The sequence below is a fragment of the Lactobacillus sp. UMNPBX19 genome (assembly GCF_002553805.1).
GTDB lineage: Bacteria > Bacillota > Bacilli > Lactobacillales > Lactobacillaceae > Lactobacillus.
Window position 1 is genome coordinate 1 of the sequence record NZ_PCYR01000013.1, and the last position, 16,090, is coordinate 16,090.

At 34.8% G+C, this 16,090-nt stretch carries 14 protein-coding genes, 1 pseudogene and 1 other annotated feature; of the genes and pseudogenes, 11 read left to right on the top strand and 4 right to left on the bottom strand.

The genetic code is table 11. The features are described 5' to 3' along the window. Window positions 1-231 precede the first annotated feature (231 nt). A complete protein-coding gene (locus CP370_RS05130; RefSeq protein WP_087712649.1) occupies window positions 232-795 on the bottom strand; it encodes an SGNH/GDSL hydrolase family protein in 564 nt (187 codons plus the stop codon). A gap of 89 nt (window positions 796-884) precedes the next feature. On the opposite strand from CP370_RS05130, the gene coaA reads away from it, so the two are divergent. The 11 genes from coaA to CP370_RS05185 all read left to right on the top strand — a co-directional run bounded on the left by coaA (window position 885) and on the right by CP370_RS05185 (window position 12,441). Then, window positions 885-1,736 carry a type I pantothenate kinase gene (gene coaA, locus CP370_RS05135; RefSeq protein ID WP_004897971.1) on the top strand — a complete coding sequence of 284 codons (852 nt, stop codon included), beginning with the start codon at window positions 885-887 and terminating at the stop codon, window positions 1,734-1,736. A gap of 12 nt (window positions 1,737-1,748) precedes the next feature. After that, on the top strand, window positions 1,749-2,321 hold the full coding sequence (gene efp, locus CP370_RS05140) for an elongation factor P (RefSeq protein WP_012846655.1): 573 nt from the start codon (window positions 1,749-1,751) through the stop codon (window positions 2,319-2,321). A 56-nt stretch (window positions 2,322-2,377) separates the two neighbouring features. Beyond that, complete coding sequence (locus CP370_RS05145) at window positions 2,378-3,265, top strand: PRD domain-containing protein (RefSeq protein ID WP_087712650.1); 888 nt, start codon at window positions 2,378-2,380, stop codon at window positions 3,263-3,265. A gap of 12 nt (window positions 3,266-3,277) precedes the next feature. Then, a complete protein-coding gene (locus CP370_RS05150) occupies window positions 3,278-4,558 on the top strand; it encodes a glucose PTS transporter subunit IIA (protein WP_087712651.1) in 1,281 nt (426 codons plus the stop codon). Window positions 4,559-4,617: 59 nt separating this feature from the next. Continuing rightward, window positions 4,618-6,090, top strand: a complete 1,473-nt coding sequence (locus CP370_RS05155; protein WP_087712652.1) for a glycoside hydrolase family 1 protein — start codon at window positions 4,618-4,620, stop codon at window positions 6,088-6,090. Between the two features lie 121 nt (window positions 6,091-6,211). After that, complete coding sequence (locus tag CP370_RS05160) at window positions 6,212-7,126, top strand: DMT family transporter (protein ID WP_087712653.1); 915 nt, start codon at window positions 6,212-6,214, stop codon at window positions 7,124-7,126. A 256-nt stretch (window positions 7,127-7,382) separates the two neighbouring features. Beyond that, window positions 7,383-9,137, top strand: a complete 1,755-nt coding sequence (locus CP370_RS05165; protein WP_087712654.1) for an oligopeptide ABC transporter substrate-binding protein — start codon at window positions 7,383-7,385, stop codon at window positions 9,135-9,137. A 285-nt stretch (window positions 9,138-9,422) separates the two neighbouring features. Next, window positions 9,423-10,343 (top strand): PTS mannose/fructose/sorbose transporter subunit IIAB, encoded by a 921-nt coding sequence (locus CP370_RS05170; RefSeq protein ID WP_087712655.1) that lies wholly within the window; start codon window positions 9,423-9,425, stop codon window positions 10,341-10,343. A gap of 15 nt (window positions 10,344-10,358) precedes the next feature. Next, a complete protein-coding gene (locus CP370_RS05175) occupies window positions 10,359-11,168 on the top strand; it encodes a PTS sugar transporter subunit IIC (RefSeq protein WP_004896597.1) in 810 nt (269 codons plus the stop codon). Continuing rightward, window positions 11,143-11,961 (top strand): PTS system mannose/fructose/sorbose family transporter subunit IID, encoded by an 819-nt coding sequence (locus tag CP370_RS05180; RefSeq protein ID WP_172972215.1) that lies wholly within the window; start codon window positions 11,143-11,145, stop codon window positions 11,959-11,961. Before CP370_RS05175 ends, CP370_RS05180 begins: the two co-directional genes overlap by 26 nt. Before the next feature lie 84 nt (window positions 11,962-12,045). Continuing rightward, window positions 12,046-12,441, top strand: coding sequence for a hypothetical protein (locus tag CP370_RS05185; protein ID WP_087712656.1), 396 nt, complete (start codon window positions 12,046-12,048; stop codon window positions 12,439-12,441). A 61-nt stretch (window positions 12,442-12,502) separates the two neighbouring features. Here the strand turns inward: CP370_RS05185 and CP370_RS05190 are convergent. From CP370_RS05190 to CP370_RS05200, 3 genes and pseudogenes are all read right to left on the bottom strand, one after another. Continuing rightward, window positions 12,503-12,979 (bottom strand): annotated as a pseudogene (locus CP370_RS05190) (S-ribosylhomocysteine lyase). 14 nt (window positions 12,980-12,993) lie between these two features. After that, on the bottom strand, window positions 12,994-14,103 hold the full coding sequence (locus CP370_RS05195) for a vitamin B12 independent methionine synthase (RefSeq protein ID WP_087712657.1): 1,110 nt from the start codon (window positions 14,101-14,103) through the stop codon (window positions 12,994-12,996). Between the two features lie 211 nt (window positions 14,104-14,314). After that, window positions 14,315-14,567, bottom strand: a binding site (T-box leader). A gap of 62 nt (window positions 14,568-14,629) precedes the next feature. Beyond that, window positions 14,630-16,018, bottom strand: a complete 1,389-nt coding sequence (locus CP370_RS05200) for an L-cystine transporter (RefSeq protein WP_087712658.1) — start codon at window positions 16,016-16,018, stop codon at window positions 14,630-14,632. Window positions 16,019-16,090 lie beyond the last annotated feature (72 nt).

Consider the following 16,090-nt stretch of genomic DNA (forward strand, 5'->3'; position numbering starts at 1 on the left):
CAGGTCCGAATGGACTTTTTATTTTTTATCAAGTGTTCAATTTAATTTTACAATCGGCGTAATTAATAAATGTTGTGTGGTAATGATTTTTATTGAATTAAGAGGACTGTGTCCTCTTTTTTTGATGCAGTAAAAAACCTGTTAACAACTTACCACTAAGATAAGTCATCAACAGGATTTATTATAGAGCCTTTTAAGTTAAGAGAGGCTATGGCCTCTTTTTTATGACGGTTAAAGTGCTACTTTATTCTTAACTAATTCAGCTAAATTTTTAATCAACAATCTATTTCCTTCATTATTCAAATGAATGCCATCTTTTTGCAATAATTTATTAGGATGACCAGTTTGACGCATTACTTTAGCAAAGTTTAAGAATGGAATATTATTTTCGATATGACATTGCTCAGCTACTAATTCAAATTGTAATGTTTTTGGCCATGCTTGATCTTTGGCGATTTTCCAATTAGTATAGGAAGGTCCCATTAAAATTGTTTTGTCGACACCAATTAAATCTACTAGAACTTGCAAGTTATGTGCATAGCGCCCAGCGCTTAAGCCAAATTGCATGTTTGCGTCATTAGTACCTAAGGCAAGTATAACCAAGTCGTAATTGAAAGGTTTAATCCTTAAATCATAAAAATCAATTGCCTCCTCAGTTGTACTTCCAGGTACAGAATTATTAATAATTGTAAAATTAGGTAATTTTTCTTGCAGTCCTTGAGTTACAATATTAGTTGCGTGTCCATCAATATACCCTGCAAGTAGGGAATCACCAAAAAGAATTAATTTTTTCATAGATATCTTCTTTTCTTTCTCTCAATATATATGATAGGCTGAACAATGTAAAAATACTAGGAACAAGGCAGAAGGAAGGCGGGCTTTTTATGCAAGAGCAATTTTTACACTTGACACCTGATAAGTGGCAGGCATTAATTCCTCCAAGTGATGAATTTAGTGCAGAAATTTTCATGATGAAGAATCTTCAATATATCATGAGTCAAAAAAATGCTGTTTACCATACTCAACAAACATTTTATAAAGAACAGTGGCAAAAGATTCCTTTTATAATTGGAGTAACGGGATCTGTTGCTGTTGGTAAGTCCACCTTTGCCAAGAAAATAACGCGGTTATTTGAACGCCTTGAACCGGATAAAAAGATTGCTCAAGTTTCTACTGACGGCTTTTTAATGTCTAATGCAGAACTTAAAGCTAAAAACTTAATGGATCAAAAGGGCTTCCCAGTATCATTTAATTGGGATGCCTTTTCTACTTTTCTGTCAAGTGTTAAAGCTGGTAAAGAAAGAGTACCATATCGACTATACTCACAGGAAATTTCTGATCTAGTTCCTAATGAAGTTGGATCGGTTGAACAGCCGGATGTCTTAGTAGTGGAAGGAATAAATTTACTAGAAGTTCCTCCTAACGGCCAAGCACCGCCAAGTGATTTCTTAGATTATGTGATTTATCTAGATGCTAGTGAAGAGGACCTAGAAAGATGGTATCTTGATCGCTATCATTTAATGTTAGAAATTAATCGCAATAATCCAGACAATTATTTTTATCAATGGGCTCATGTACCACGTGAACAAGCAGATATTTTTGCCAAAAAAGTTTGGCGAGATGTTAATTTGAAGAACTTACACGAGTATATTGAACCAACTAAAAAACGAGCAGACATGATTATTAAAAAGTATGGTAATCATGAAATTAGTGATATGTATATTAAGAAATTTTAGAGGTACTTGTTAATGCAAGCAATTGAATTAAAAAAAGGTATGATTTTTAACCAAGATGGTAAGTTGATTGAAGTATTAAAGAGTAATCACCACAAACCTGGTAAGGGTAATACAGTTATGCAAATGGATTTGCGTGATGTTATGAGTGGTGCAGTTGTACATAAAACAATGCGTCCAAGTGAAAAAGTAGACTTAGTTAATGTCTCCTTGAAAAAGGCACAATATCTTTACGATGATGACACTAACTTTATTTTTATGGATACAGATACTTATGAACAATATTTAATTCCTAAAGAACATTTAGCTTCAGAAGCTAAATTCTTAATGCCAAATATTGAAGTAGACCTTAAGTTTACTGATGAAGGTAAATTAATCGGAATTAACTTACCATCCACTGTAAAGATGACAGTTAAAGAGACTCAACCAGAAATCAAGGGTGCAACTGCTGCTGGTGGTGGTAAGCCTGCAACAATGGATACTGGTTTAGTTGTAACTGTACCAGATTTCATTAAGGAAGGCGAAGAATTAATTATTGGAACTGAAAACGGTGATTATAAAGGCCGTGCAGATAGTATTACTAGATAGTAGAGAAGGAACTGTGTAAAAGCAGTTCCTTTTTCTATATAAACGTGATTCGTCGGATGATATTTCTTAAAACATTTAATAATAGTGCAGCCTTGGTTCAGGACGACCAAGGTCAAGAACAAGTAGTTCTAGGTAAAGGCGTTAGCTTTGGCCTAAAAAAGGGTGATAAGATTGATGAGAGTAAAATTGAAAGACGTTTCATTGCCAACTCTCATCAAGATGAAGTTAACCAAGTTAAAGAAATAAACGCTTCGACCATCGATTTAACTAATAAGGTGATCCAGATGGTTGAACTTTTATTGAATGTAAAGTTCAACGACTTTCAACACTTGGCTTTAGCTGATCATATTGATTTTGCCCTTTCAAGAATTGAAGATAATATTGATATTAGTGCTGCCAATATACGTTGGGAAGTTAAGAATCTTTTTCCTAAGGAATATAAAATTAGTGAAAAAGTCATTGCTTTAATTAATAAAGAAATGAAGGTTAACTTGCCAGTAAGTGAAAGTACTTTTATGACTTATCATTTTGTTAATGCGGCATCTGATAATGATCAAGTGCAAGAAACAGTTGAAATAACTGAGTTCATAAGCGGGATTATTGATATTATTCAATACAAATATCAAATGGACTTAGCTACAGAGTCATTTAACTATAGCCGCTTTATTACCCACTTGAGAGTATTATTAGTAAGACTTTTAAGAAATAAGCATCATAAGAGCGGAGAACTTGATGGTTCTCTACTAGGATTTATGAAGATTAAGTATAATCATGCTTATGATACGGCTGAACAAATCGCAACTTATTTACACAGTAAAAAAGTTTTATTTGACATATTTAATGGCACTTTTCTACATTCACAAGTGCATGCAACATTCTTAGGTATCCCAATTATTTCTATGAACTATACCTCAACTGTTATTCCAATAATTTTGGCAGTGTGATTTGCTTCAATTATTGAAAAATGGTGTAAAAAGTGGATTCCAACTGTTGTAAAAACTTTCTTAGTACCATTTGTTACCTTGTTAATTGTTGTTCCATTGACTTTTTTAATTATTGGACCAATTGCTACTTGGATTGGTAATGCATTAGCTGCTATGACTTCAGCTATTTACGGCTTTAGTCCAGTTCTAGCCGGAGTTTTACTTGGCGTTTTCTGGCAAGTATTCGTTATCTTCGGTGTTCACTGGGGATTTGTCGCAGTTATGATGTCTAATGTAGCTGCAATGGGATATGATCAAATTTTAGGATTGTCATTAGGTGCTTCTTTTGCACAAATTGGTGTCGTTTTAGCAATTTTATTACAAACAAAAGATCAAAAATTAAAGGGAATTGCTTTACCAGCATTTATCTCAGGAATCTTTGGTGTTACTGAACCAGCTATTTATGGTGTAACTCTTCCACGTAAAAAGCCATTTATTTTAAGTTGTATTGCTGCTGGTGTTGGTGGCGGCTTAATCGGCTTCTTTGGTACCAGAATGTACATGATGGGTGGTATGGGAATCTTCTCTATTCCAGCTACTATTGGCCCAAAGAGCGGGGTTGATATGAGTGTTTATGGCTTGATGATTGCCATGGCCGTATCATTTGTTTTAGGATTTGTACTACAAATAGCACTTGGTAAGAAGAGTGTTGATGCTGATTATGATGAAAAACAAGCAAAGGCTGTTCAAGAAGTAGCAAATCAAGCTGATGTAATTGCTAAAGCTGCTCCAGCAAGTAATACTGATTTAAATGTATCAACTGAATTGGTTAGTCCTTTAGATGGTGAATTATTACCATTATCTGAAGTAAAAGATGAAGTATTTTCAAGTGGTGCAATGGGTGAAGGTGTAGCCATTGAACCTAGTCAAGGAGTTTTACACGCACCAGACGATGGTAGAGTTGTGATGACTTCTCCAACAGGACATGCAATTGGTATGAAGACAAAAGATGGTGCAGAAATCTTAATGCACATTGGTATGGATACAGTTAACTTACAAGGCAAAGGCTTTGAAACTTTAGTTGACAAGGGTGACGAAGTTAAGGCTGGTGATGAGCTAGTTAATTTTGATATCGATGAAATTCATTCAGCTGGTTATATTGTTACTACACCGATTGTTGTTACAAATTCTAAAGATTATGAAAAAGTTTCAGTAGTTTGTCAAGGTGAAGTCAAGGTTGGTCAAGAGATTTTAGACTTAGAAGGAGCAACTGAAAAAGAAGTCTCAACTAATGAAAATCCACAAATGGCTTAAATAATGTAATCGATTTCATATATAATAAAAATGATTAGTGTTAAAAAGGAGAATATAGTATGTCATTTCCAAAGAACTTTTTATGGGGCGGAGCTACTGCCGCAAATCAAATTGAAGGTGCCTACGATGTAGATGGTAAAGGCTTATCAGTAACTGATATTATGACAGCAGGTAATCTAGATCATCCCCGCATGCTTACTTATAAGTTTGATGATAAGATGCAAAAAATTCCTTCTGTTCCAGGTGCGGGTCTTCCCAAAGGAGCAGTTGGTGCAATTGATCCAAACGAATATTATCCAAACCATGTAGCAATTGATTTTTATCATCATTATGAAGAAGACATTAAAATGTTTGCAGAAATGGGCTTTAAGAACTTCCGCCTTTCAATTGCTTGGACTAGAATTTTTCCAAATGGTGATGATAAAGAACCAAACCAAAAAGGCTTAGATTTTTATCGTCGAGTCTTTGAAGAATGTAAAAAATATGGTATTGAACCTCTTGTAACTATTTCTCACTATGAAGACCCCCTTCATTTAAGTGAAAAGTATAACGACTGGCAAGATCGCGGAATGATTGATTGTTACGTAAGATATGCCACTACTTTGTTTAAAGAATACAAGGGATTAGTTAAATACTGGTTAACCTTTAACGAAATTAATACTGCCGTTATGTTCTTAGATATGTTTGGTGGTAATGGAACAGATGAAGACTATCAACATGCATATCAAAAGTTACACTATCAATTTGTTGCTTCTGCTCGTTCAGTTAAAGCAGCTCATGAGATTGATCCAAACTATGTAATCGGAAATATGATTTGTGGTATTGTTGATTATCCTCTTACACCGGATCCAAAGGATATTTTGCTTAATTTCCATTCCTGGGAAAAGAATATTTTCTACTGCGGCGATGTGCAATGCAAGGGTAAATATCCAACATTTGCTAAGAGATTATGGGATGAACATAATGTTCATCTTGATATCACTGATCAAGATAAGCAAGACTTACTTGAAGGAAAAGTAGATATGTATACTTTCTCTTATTACATGTCTAATGTTGTTACAACCCATGAAGTAAAGGATAAAGTAGGTGGCAACTTTGCTGCTGGAGCCAAGAACCCATATTTGAAGTATTCTGAATGGGGATGGGCAACTGATCCAGATGGTTTACAATACTATCTTGAATTAATGTATGACCGTTACGATATTCCAATGATGGTTGTTGAAAATGGCCTTGGTGCAGTCGATGAAATTAGTGAAGATGGAAAAATTCATGATGATTATAGAATTGACTACTTAAGAATGCACATTAAGGCAATGGAGCGTGCGATTAATGATGGTGTAGATCTTATTGGTTATACTACTTGGGGATGTATTGACTTAGTATCTGCTGGTACTGGACAGATGAGTAAGCGTTATGGCTTCATCTATGTAGATCGTGACGATAACGGTAAAGGCACTTTAGAAAGAATGCCAAAGGATTCATTCTATTGGTATAAGAAAGTTATTGAATCAAACGGAAAAGATTTAGATTAGGTGAATATAAAAAATACTGCTCGATTTTTCGGGCAGTATTTTTTTATGAAGCGAGAAATAAGTAACAAAGGAAGTATGTTATGATGATTTAGATCAATTTTAATTTGTGAGGAAAAGTTGGATGGATAAACAGTCAAAAAGTAGGTTATGGACAGTCCTAGCTGCTTTAGCAGCAGTAATGTGGGGAATATCTGGATTATTTGCAGAATCTCTATTTAAAGTGAGTAGTAAGATTACACCGATTTGGTTAACACAAATCCGATTAATTATCTCTGGGATTGTTTTATTAATTATTGCGACAGTCTTACACCAAAAGCCATTTTCAGTTTTAAAAGATAAGAAAAATACTCTTCATATTATTGCTTATGGGATTTTTGGCTTGTTACCAGTACAAGTCTTTTACTTTATTGCAATTGAAATGGCAAATGCATCAATTGCTACGATTTTGCAGTTTATTGGACCATTTTTCGTCCTAACATATTTGGCTGTCACTCATCAACAAGTATTAAGAAGATTGGATGTGCTAGCTGCTATCCTAGCTTTTATTGGGGTATTTTTGTTATCAACTCATGGTAATTTTAATCAGCTAGCAATTACTCCTCTTGCATTGCTTTTTGGATTGCTATCGGCATTAGGAGAAGCAAGTTATACTTTAATCCCGGTTAAACTTGTTAAAAGAGTATCAAGTTTGGTTGTAACGGGATGGGGAATGCTATTGGCGGGAATTGGACTGATGCTTGTATATCCGCAGTTTCCATCAATTCCCAATACACTTAGAGTATGGCTGGACGTAAGTGCAATAATTATTATTGGAACGATTATTCCATTTCAAATTATGGCTAACGCTCTACGCTACGTAAAACCATCGAATGTAAGTTTACTAGATGCATTTGAACCCCTATCAGCTACAGTTGGTTCAGTTTTAGTTTTTGGTTTAGTAATGTCGGGGATGGATTGGCTAGGAACCTTCTTAGTAATTGGTTCAGTATTGGCTTTAAATTTTACTCCTAAAAGAAATATTAAAAAGAAATCTTAATTAATAAAAAATATGTGAAAGAAACTGATATATTTTCGTTTAAATAACGAAAGTATATTAGTTTTTTTTATTTGCTCATCTTTATTTTAATGGCTTTCAGTCTATATATTATAAATAAGGAATAAATTCTATTGTAATTTTAAGCTAAATAAAATTTATAACTAAAATATTTTAAATTTTATATTGCTTTTTTCACTTTAATATCATATAATCAAAAACAAGAAATTTAAGTCATCTCATAAAGGAGGAGAACAAATTGAAAAAAGTTAAGTGGTTAGGAGCAATTACAGTATTGTCCGGTGCGGCATTAACTTTAACTGCTTGTGGGAATAACAATAATAATAATGCTAGCGATAAGAAAGTTAGCTTTAAGGAAGCAGTTCCTAAGAAACAAGTTAAAAAAGGTGGAACATTAAAGTACGCAATTGAAAGTGACTCACCTTTCACAGGTATTTTCTTACCAGAATTATCTGACACTTCAACTGATAGTGAAATTCAAGGGCCAGGTTTAGAAGGACTCTTCGCTGTTAATGATACCTATAAAATTAACAACAAAGGTGCAGCTACCTTCAAGTTAGATAAGGATGCTAAGACTATTACCATTGAAGTTAAGAAGGGCGTTAAGTGGTCTGACGGTAAACAAGTAACTGCTAAGGACGTTGAATATGCTTACGAAATTGTTGGTAATCCTAAGACCAAGACTTCAAGATATACGGATTCTTTGGCTAACCTGGTTGGTTTAGATGAATATCACAAAGGTAAGGCCGACAAGATTTCCGGTATTGAAATGCCAAATGGTGAAGATGGTCGAAAAGTTGTACTTCATTTTAAGGAAATGAAACCAGGTATGCTTCAATCTGGTAATGGTTACTTCCTTGAAAGTGCAGAACCATACCACTACTTGAAAGACGTTCCATTTGATAAACTTTTATCAGATGATAAGGTTCGTAAACAACCACTTTTCTTTGGTCCATACAAGGTTCAAAAAGTTGTTCGTGGTCAATCAGTTACTTATGTACCAAATGAACATTACTGGCGTGGTAAGCCAAACTTAGACAAGGTTACTATGGAAGTAATCGGAACTAACTCTGTTTCTCAAGCTATTAAGAGTCATAAGTTTGATGTTACTGGTGTGCTTAACGCTCAATGGAACAATGTTAAGGATACTAAGGGCGTTAACTTCATTGGTAAGATTCCTCTATCTTACAGCTACTTAGGCTTTAAGGTAGGTAAGTTTGACAAGAAGACTGGCAAGAACGTTGAGGATAAGAACGCTAAGATGAACAATGTCTCATTACGTAAGGCGATGGCTTATGCAATGAACATTGACGCTGTTGCCAAGCGTTACGGCAATGGTTTGTCATTTAGAATTAACACATTTATCCCAGCACAATTTGGCGACTTCTCTGATAAGAGTATTAAGGGTTACCCATACAACTTGAAGAAAGCTAACGAGTTATTAGACAAGGCCGGCTACAAGAAGAAGAAGGGTGAAAAATACCGTCGTCAACCAAATGGTAAGAAGTTAACTATTAACGTTGCTGTTCGTAATACACAACCTAATGCTGAAAAGATCTGGACTAACTACCTCCAACAATGGCAAAAGATTGGCTTAGATGCTAAATTTGTTGGGGGTCGTCCAATGGAATTCAACTCTTGGGTACAAGATATTCAAGCAGACAGTCCTAAGATTGATGTTTTTGAAGGTGGTTGGAGTTTATCATCTGAACCATCACCAATGGACCTTTACAGTGAAGGTGCTCCATACAACTTTGCTCGTTTTGTTTCTCCAACTCAATCTAAACTTCTTAATAACATTGATTCAACTAAGGCCTTTAACCACAAGTACCGTGTACAAGCATTTGATAAGTGGCAACAATGGATGTATGACAATGCCTATGTTGTACCTACCACAAACAGTTGGTCAGTAACTGCAGTTAACAACAAGGTAACTGGCTGGTCACTTAAGCCATCTGCAAATTCATGGTATGATGTTGGCTTTACTAAGTAATTAAAATAAATTTTCCTATAATCCTCATATATCAACAAAAATTAAATTCTTAAATAATATTTCATTAAATAAAATTTTCATAGTTATATTCCTTAAGAAGACTCTACTTTTGCCAAGTAGGGTCTTCTTTTTGTATCAATAATGATACCGATTACAAGTATAAAAAAATAAAATTGAACTATACCAATTCCTTATAATATACTACAAAGCGCTATTATATTTAGCTTTAATTTACATACCAATTAGGATAAAATATAAACATTGTGAATTCTGGAGGAATTAAATGTGGATAACTTTTTAATAGTTAGTCATGGTGAATATGCTAAGGCAACTCTAGCTAGCTGTGAAATGATTGCAGGAAAATTATCAAATGTAAAAGCGATTGCTTTTAAACAAACAATGAATCAAGATGATTTACTTGATGAGATTGCTCAAACTGCCGAAAGTTTTGAACAAGTGCCAACTATTATTGTGGATATTGCCGGAGGAACTCCTGCTAACGCTGCATTACGCTATCAGCAAGAACATCCTGAAGTAAAAGTATACAGCGGTCTGTGCTTGCCACTTTTGCTAGCGGCAGTAATGGGAACTCCGATGAAGGAAGCAATCAAACAAGCTAAAGAAAATATGGCGCCTGTTGGAAAGCCAATTGGAGAGAAGACCACCTCAAACAAGAAAGAGTCTCATCAAAGTAACGAATTAAATGAAAATGCGGAAGTAGAACCACAAACTATGCATAACGTTCGAATTGATGAAAGACTTATCCACGGACAAGTTGCCACCATGTGGACAAATGCATTGCGATTAACGCGAATTATGGTAGTTGGGGATGATATCGTAAAGAATGATATTCAAAAAACAGCCTTAAAGACCGCATGTCCGCATGGTGTTCACTTAAGTATTTTGACTGCTAAAGGTGCAGCCAGAAGAATTAATGAAGGAAAATATAAGGGTCAAACCGTTTTAGTTTTAGTTAAAAATCCTGGGGTTTTACGTCAAATGGTTGATAATGGTGTGAACTTGCCTGAAATTAATGTAGGAAACATGTCTACTAAGGCTGATTCACGTCAAGTTGCGAAGAGTGTGGCTGTTACTGCAGAAGATGTGGATAATTTTAGCTACTTAAATGAGCACGGTTGTCATCTTTATCATCAAATGGTGCCGTCAGAAGACAAAGAAGAATTTATGGAGTTATTAAAAAAGTAAAGGAAAGATAAGACAATGACAATACAATGGTGGCAGATTTTATTACTAACTTGCCTAGCATTTTGGGCAATTATTGATCAATTGACTGTATCAATTGTGAATAATCCTTTAGCAATTGGGATGATTTCAGGAATTATTATGGGTGATATTACAACTGGGCTGGCAGTTGGAGCAACGCTCCAATTAATGGTCTTAGGGGTTTCAACATATGGAGGAGCATCAATGCCGGACTTTATGACTGGTGCAATTGTTGGTACAGTTTACGCCGTTATTTCAGGAAAAGGTGTGCAGTTTGCAATTGGTTTGGCAGTTCCAGTAGGACTCTTAATGGTCCAACTAGATGTTTTAGCCAGATTTGCTAATACTATTTTTCAACATCGAATTGATACTTTTATTAAAGAAAATAAGCCAAATGCTGCAGCAAGAAATGCATTGTGGGGAACATTTACCTGGGGATTTTCACGTGCAATCCCAGTTTTTATCTTACTTGTAGTAGGAAATGATGTTGTTAAAGCAATTCTACGAATAATTCCAGCTTGGTTGACTGATGGGTTAAAAGTATCTGGGCATATTTTGCCAATTGTTGGTATTGCAATTTTACTTAGATACTTACCAACTAAAAGATTTATTTCTTATTTAGCAATAGGCTTCATTGCAGCAGCTTACTTAAAAATGCCAATGCTAGGGGTAGCGTTGCTGGGAGCAGCCTTAGCTTACCTTCACTACACTCGTGAAGTAGAAAAATTAAATACAAAGAAAAATAGTTCAGAAAAAGTAACTGAGAGTGAAGAATATACAAATGAAGAGGGAGAATATGAAAACTAATTCAAATAAATTAACAAAAAAGGATCTTTTCCGAGCAAATTGGCGTTGGCTCTGGGCTAGTCAGTTATCTTGGAACTATGAAAAAATGATGGCTCCCGGTTACTTTTATACTGTTTTGCCATTTTTAAAACGCTGGTACAAAGATGAAGAATTAGTTGAAATGATGCAGATGCAGTCACAATTCTTCAACGTGAATGCATTTGATGGAAACTTTATCATTGGAATGGATCTGGCAATTGAAGAAAAGCAAGGAAGTAAAGCTAAAGAAACAATCGCCGGCTTAAAGACAGGTTTAATGGGCCCCTTAGCTGGAGTAGGAGACACAATTTTTGGTGCTATTATTCCTACAATCTGTGGATCAATTGGTGCATATATGGGATTACGAGGAAATCCTTTTGGAGCTTTCTTGTGGATAATTGTTAATTTGATTGTTTTATTCACAAGATTTGGCTTTTTAAACCTCGGTTATTCACAGGGAGCAAAATTAATTGATTCTGCTTCAGGTAAGTTAAATGCAATTACCGACTCTGCTATTTTACTTGGGGTTACCGTCGTTGGGGCTTTGATACCAACTGTAGTTAATGTGAAAGTCCCCTTTGTATATCGAGCAGGCAAAGTAACATTAAAGATGCAAACAATTTTAAATCAAATTATGCCATCTTTAGTACCTGTTTTACTTGTAGCTTTAGTTTACTGGTTACTAGGAAAGAAACATGTGACGTCCACTAAGATGATCTGGTTTGTTTTGATTTTAGGAATTGTTTTAAGTTACTTCCATATCTTAAGTGCCTAAAGCCAGCTTTAATATTTTTAATGCTGAAATGAAGGCTATTGTTCTATAATTAAAAGAAACAATAAGATTGATAAAGGGACTTTTATGAAAGAAAAAGAAAAGAACACCATTGTAGGACAATTGCTTACTTTAGATTTATTTGCAATGATTTGTGGCTATTATTTTATTGATACGATAAATATGTTTGTTAAGCGACAAGAATGGTGGTATGACCTACTAGTAGTGTTAATCGTAATTTGTGAGATAGTCTACAATTGGCTTCAGCTGCTAAACTATAAGAAAAAAATAACAAATTTAGTAGTTATCTTAACTAGCATTACATTAAGTGCAATTCTGAGTGGAATATATATTGGTGTGATTTGGGGTAATATTCAAAGTAAACAAAGTTACCAAAACAACGTATTTCTCGCAGCTATCTGGATATGTATGCTGGTAATTGGCAATATAGTTTTGTGGAATAGATATAAGAAAAATAATTAAAAAATGCATTATTACTAGTTTCAAACTAGTAATAATGCATTTTTATATTTATTCAGAAAAATTATTCTACAACATGTCTCTCAAAGGGATCATCGGAAATACCTTTTTCTAAAATATCTCTTGACCATTGCTTAGCTGAGAAAAGGGAGTGATCGCGATAATTACCACAAGATTTAATTGTAGTACCTGGAACATCTTCCCAGGTAATGTTATCGCGAATTTCTTCAAGCGATTCTTTAAGTGCCTTAGCTACCTCTGTAGTAGATGGAGTACCCCAAACTAAGAGGTGGAAGCCGGTGCGACAACCAAATGGTGAACAATCAATATAACCATTAATGCGGTCACGTAATAATCCAGCTAATAAGTGTTCAATGGTATGCAAGCCTCCAGTAGGAATGGCATTTTCATTAGGCTGAACCAAACGAAGATCAAAATTACTAATTTTATCGCCTTTTTGTCCTTCTTCAACAGTAATTAAACGAACGTAAGGTGCCTTAACTTTAGTATGATCTAATTAAAAACTTTCAACTTTACCCATAATATTTCCCTCCGTTAAAAACTTTTCCAAATATTATTTGCTATCTTAACAACAAATTTAATCTTTTTCCATTGATCAGCTTCACTTAAAATGTTTCCTTCTTCAGTAGAAGCAAAGCCGCATTGGGTACTTAGAGCCAGATTATTCAAGGGTACTAATTGGCCGGCTTCCCTGATGCGTTTTGCGATTGTAATCGGATCTTCTAATTCGCCATTTTTTGAAGTAATCAAGCCTAGAACAATAGTGACATTATCACGATTATTCCAAATTTGCTTAATTGGTTTTAAATCACCAGCACGATCACTGTCATATTCTAAGAAAAAGCGATCATAGTTTAACTGCCCAAGATATTTCGCAATTGGTTCATATCCACCAGAAAAAAGAAAAGTAGACTTAAAATTTCCACGACAAATATGTGTAGCAATTGTTAGATCAGCAGGCAGCTTTTCTATTGACTTATTAATTACATAAACAGACTCTTCTGCTAATTGAACATATTTTTCATGTTCTTTGGGATCATTTTGTGTTTCGTTTAATTTACTGATCAAAAAAGCCCAAGTAGTATCATCAATTTGAATATAGCGACAACCTAAATCATAAAAATGTTTGATTGTTTTATTGTAGGCTGTAGCTAGGTCATCTAAGTAAGCTTTTTTATTATCGTAGAAGTTAGGCCAATTATCAGAGCGATTGTCCCGAAATAGTAGAGTTGGAGAAGGAATCGTTTGCTTAGCAATTGCATTTTTTACATTAGCCTTAACAAATTTAAATGCTTCAAAAAAAGGATGGTCAGGATTATAAGCAATTTTTCCAGATAGCTCTGCATTATCGGTCCTAGTTTTAGCACCGTAGAACTTATAGCTCTCTTTGTAATCATATTTGGCAACGCCATTTAATCCCCACAAGAAGTCAAGATGCCACCAACTACGACGAAATTCACCGTCTGTGACTGCTTTTAGTCCTAATTCTTCTTCTTTTTGAATTAGCTTTTTAATTTCTTGATCTTCAATTTTAGTTAGCTCTTCTTGTGAAATCTTTTCCTGATTGAAATTCTTTCTTGCTTCTTTTAATTCTTCTGGTCTTAAGAAACTACCAACAATATCGTAATGTGCTAATTTTGTCATCAAATCTACCTCCTAATTTTAACTAAAAATTTCTTTTAAATATTATCTGAAGATCCGCTGACAAGAGGGATCAGAGAATGTAAGCTGCACATTCGATTAAATACCTGTTCACTAAAATATTCTTTTTTGATATTCAAAATAATCCCTCCTTTGAATTTAATAAACTAATTGAGCAAAAGAAAAAGCGCCCCAAGTATAGTTTTTAAACTACACTTGGGACGCTTAATAGCGTGTTACCACCCTGCATTCGAATTAATCTTACAATTAATTCCTCACTAAGTACTCCAACATTTGGAAGACTCGGACATGATAACGAACGTCAATCGTAAATTGCTTACTTAAATTAGCTTGCACTTTAATTTAGCTCCAAGACCATCTTCATTACATCAGCAACATCGGCTTGCACCTAATCCGACTCTCTGGGGGATGCTTTAAGTAATTACTCATCTTTTCTAAGCTTTAATTAATTTTGTTGTCATAATATTACAACGCTAAAAAAATAATGTCAATAAAAATTTTTAGTAAGCTATTCAACTTCAGCATCTACATCAGATTTTTCATTATTAAAAGTATTCCAGTTTAGTTCTGCGGTACGCTTAGCAGTGATAACACCAGCAACCATTGAGTCGTTAACGTTAAGAGCAGTTCTAGCCATATCAACAACTGGGTCAATAGCAATTAAAACACCTAAAACTGTTACTGGTAGGTTAAGAGCACCTAAGACCATTAGAGTAGTAAATGTAGCACCGCCACCAACACCGGCAACGCCGAAACTAGAAATAACGTCAATTACAACTAAACTTAATACAAATTGCCATGAGAAAATGTTAACTCCAACAAGTGGGGCAGTGATTGCTGCTACCATTGATGGATAAATACCTGCACATCCATTTTGACCAATAGTTAAACCAAAGCTAGCAGCAAAGTCGGCAATCGTATCGCTTACTCCCATTGATTCACGTTGAGTACGTACGTTAAGTGGTAAACTACCACCACTAGTTCTAGAAGTGAAAGCAAAGACTAAGACAGGCCATGCCTTCTTGAAGTAGGTAATTGGATTAATTCCGTTAATTAAAAGTAGAACTGCATGAACAATGAACATAACAGCAATTGCAAGGTAAGCAGCAACGATAAAGACAAGTAGTTTACTCATTGTTGCAAAACTGTTACTTGCAGTAGTTCTAGCAATCAAAGCAAAAATTCCATAAGGAGTGATTTCAAGTACAATCTTAACTATGCGCATGATAACTGCACGTAAGGCTTGAATACCGCGTGCAAATGTAGCAGCTACATCTGCTTTTTCTTTCTTAATTTGTAAGAAGGCAATTCCAACAAAAATAGAAAAAATTACTACTGCAATTGTGCTAGTTGAGCGCATTCCAGCAAAATCCGCAAAAATATTTTGTGGGAAGAAGGATGTTATTTGTTGAGGAAGGGTCAAGCCTTTTAATTGAGCTTGATGATCTTTAATAGAGGTAAGAGCAGTGGAGGATGCAGACATTCCCTTAGCAAAGCCAGCCCCACCTAAATTAAAAATAGCTACACTACTGAAACCTAAGAAGGAAGCAACAGCTGTAGTTCCTAACAAAATAGCTAAAACACTGGTAGCAATTTTTCTAATCTTAGTAGTCATTTTTAGTTGAGTGAATGCACCAACTAAAGAAACAAAGATTAGAGGAATTACTAGCATTTGTAGTAAGGAAACATAGCCATCTCCAACAATGGAAATCCAGTCGATACTATTTTTTACAATATTACTATTAGCACCAAAAATTAATTGAAGGGAAACGCCAAAGACGATTCCGACGATAAGGGAGAGGAATACTAATTTAGTAAATCCCCAATTCTTTTTATGCAAGTAAGCCATACCAGCTAGAATAGCGATGGCCACTAAAACAACGAGAGTAGTTTGCACTTTATTCAACTCCAATTCTAAGCAAACAAAAAAGAGCCATTGGCCTAATGTCAACAGCTCTTGAGAAAAATC

Coding starts and splice junctions, on each gene's coding strand:
- CP370_RS05160 (WP_087712653.1), top strand. CDS start 6,212: ATGGATAAACAGTCAAAAAGTAGGTTATGGACAGTCCTAGCTGCTTTA.
- CP370_RS05185 (WP_087712656.1), top strand. CDS start 12,046: ATGAAAGAAAAAGAAAAGAACACCATTGTAGGACAATTGCTTACTTTA.
- CP370_RS05130 (WP_087712649.1), bottom strand. CDS start 795: ATGAAAAAATTAATTCTTTTTGGTGATTCCCTACTTGCAGGGTATATT.
- coaA (WP_004897971.1), top strand. CDS start 885: ATGCAAGAGCAATTTTTACACTTGACACCTGATAAGTGGCAGGCATTA.
- CP370_RS05180 (WP_172972215.1), top strand. CDS start 11,143: ATGAAGAGGGAGAATATGAAAACTAATTCAAATAAATTAACAAAAAAG.
- CP370_RS05175 (WP_004896597.1), top strand. CDS start 10,359: ATGACAATACAATGGTGGCAGATTTTATTACTAACTTGCCTAGCATTT.
- CP370_RS05145 (WP_087712650.1), top strand. CDS start 2,378: ATGATATTTCTTAAAACATTTAATAATAGTGCAGCCTTGGTTCAGGAC.
- CP370_RS05195 (WP_087712657.1), bottom strand. CDS start 14,103: ATGACAAAATTAGCACATTACGATATTGTTGGTAGTTTCTTAAGACCA.
- CP370_RS05155 (WP_087712652.1), top strand. CDS start 4,618: ATGTCATTTCCAAAGAACTTTTTATGGGGCGGAGCTACTGCCGCAAAT.
- efp (WP_012846655.1), top strand. CDS start 1,749: ATGCAAGCAATTGAATTAAAAAAAGGTATGATTTTTAACCAAGATGGT.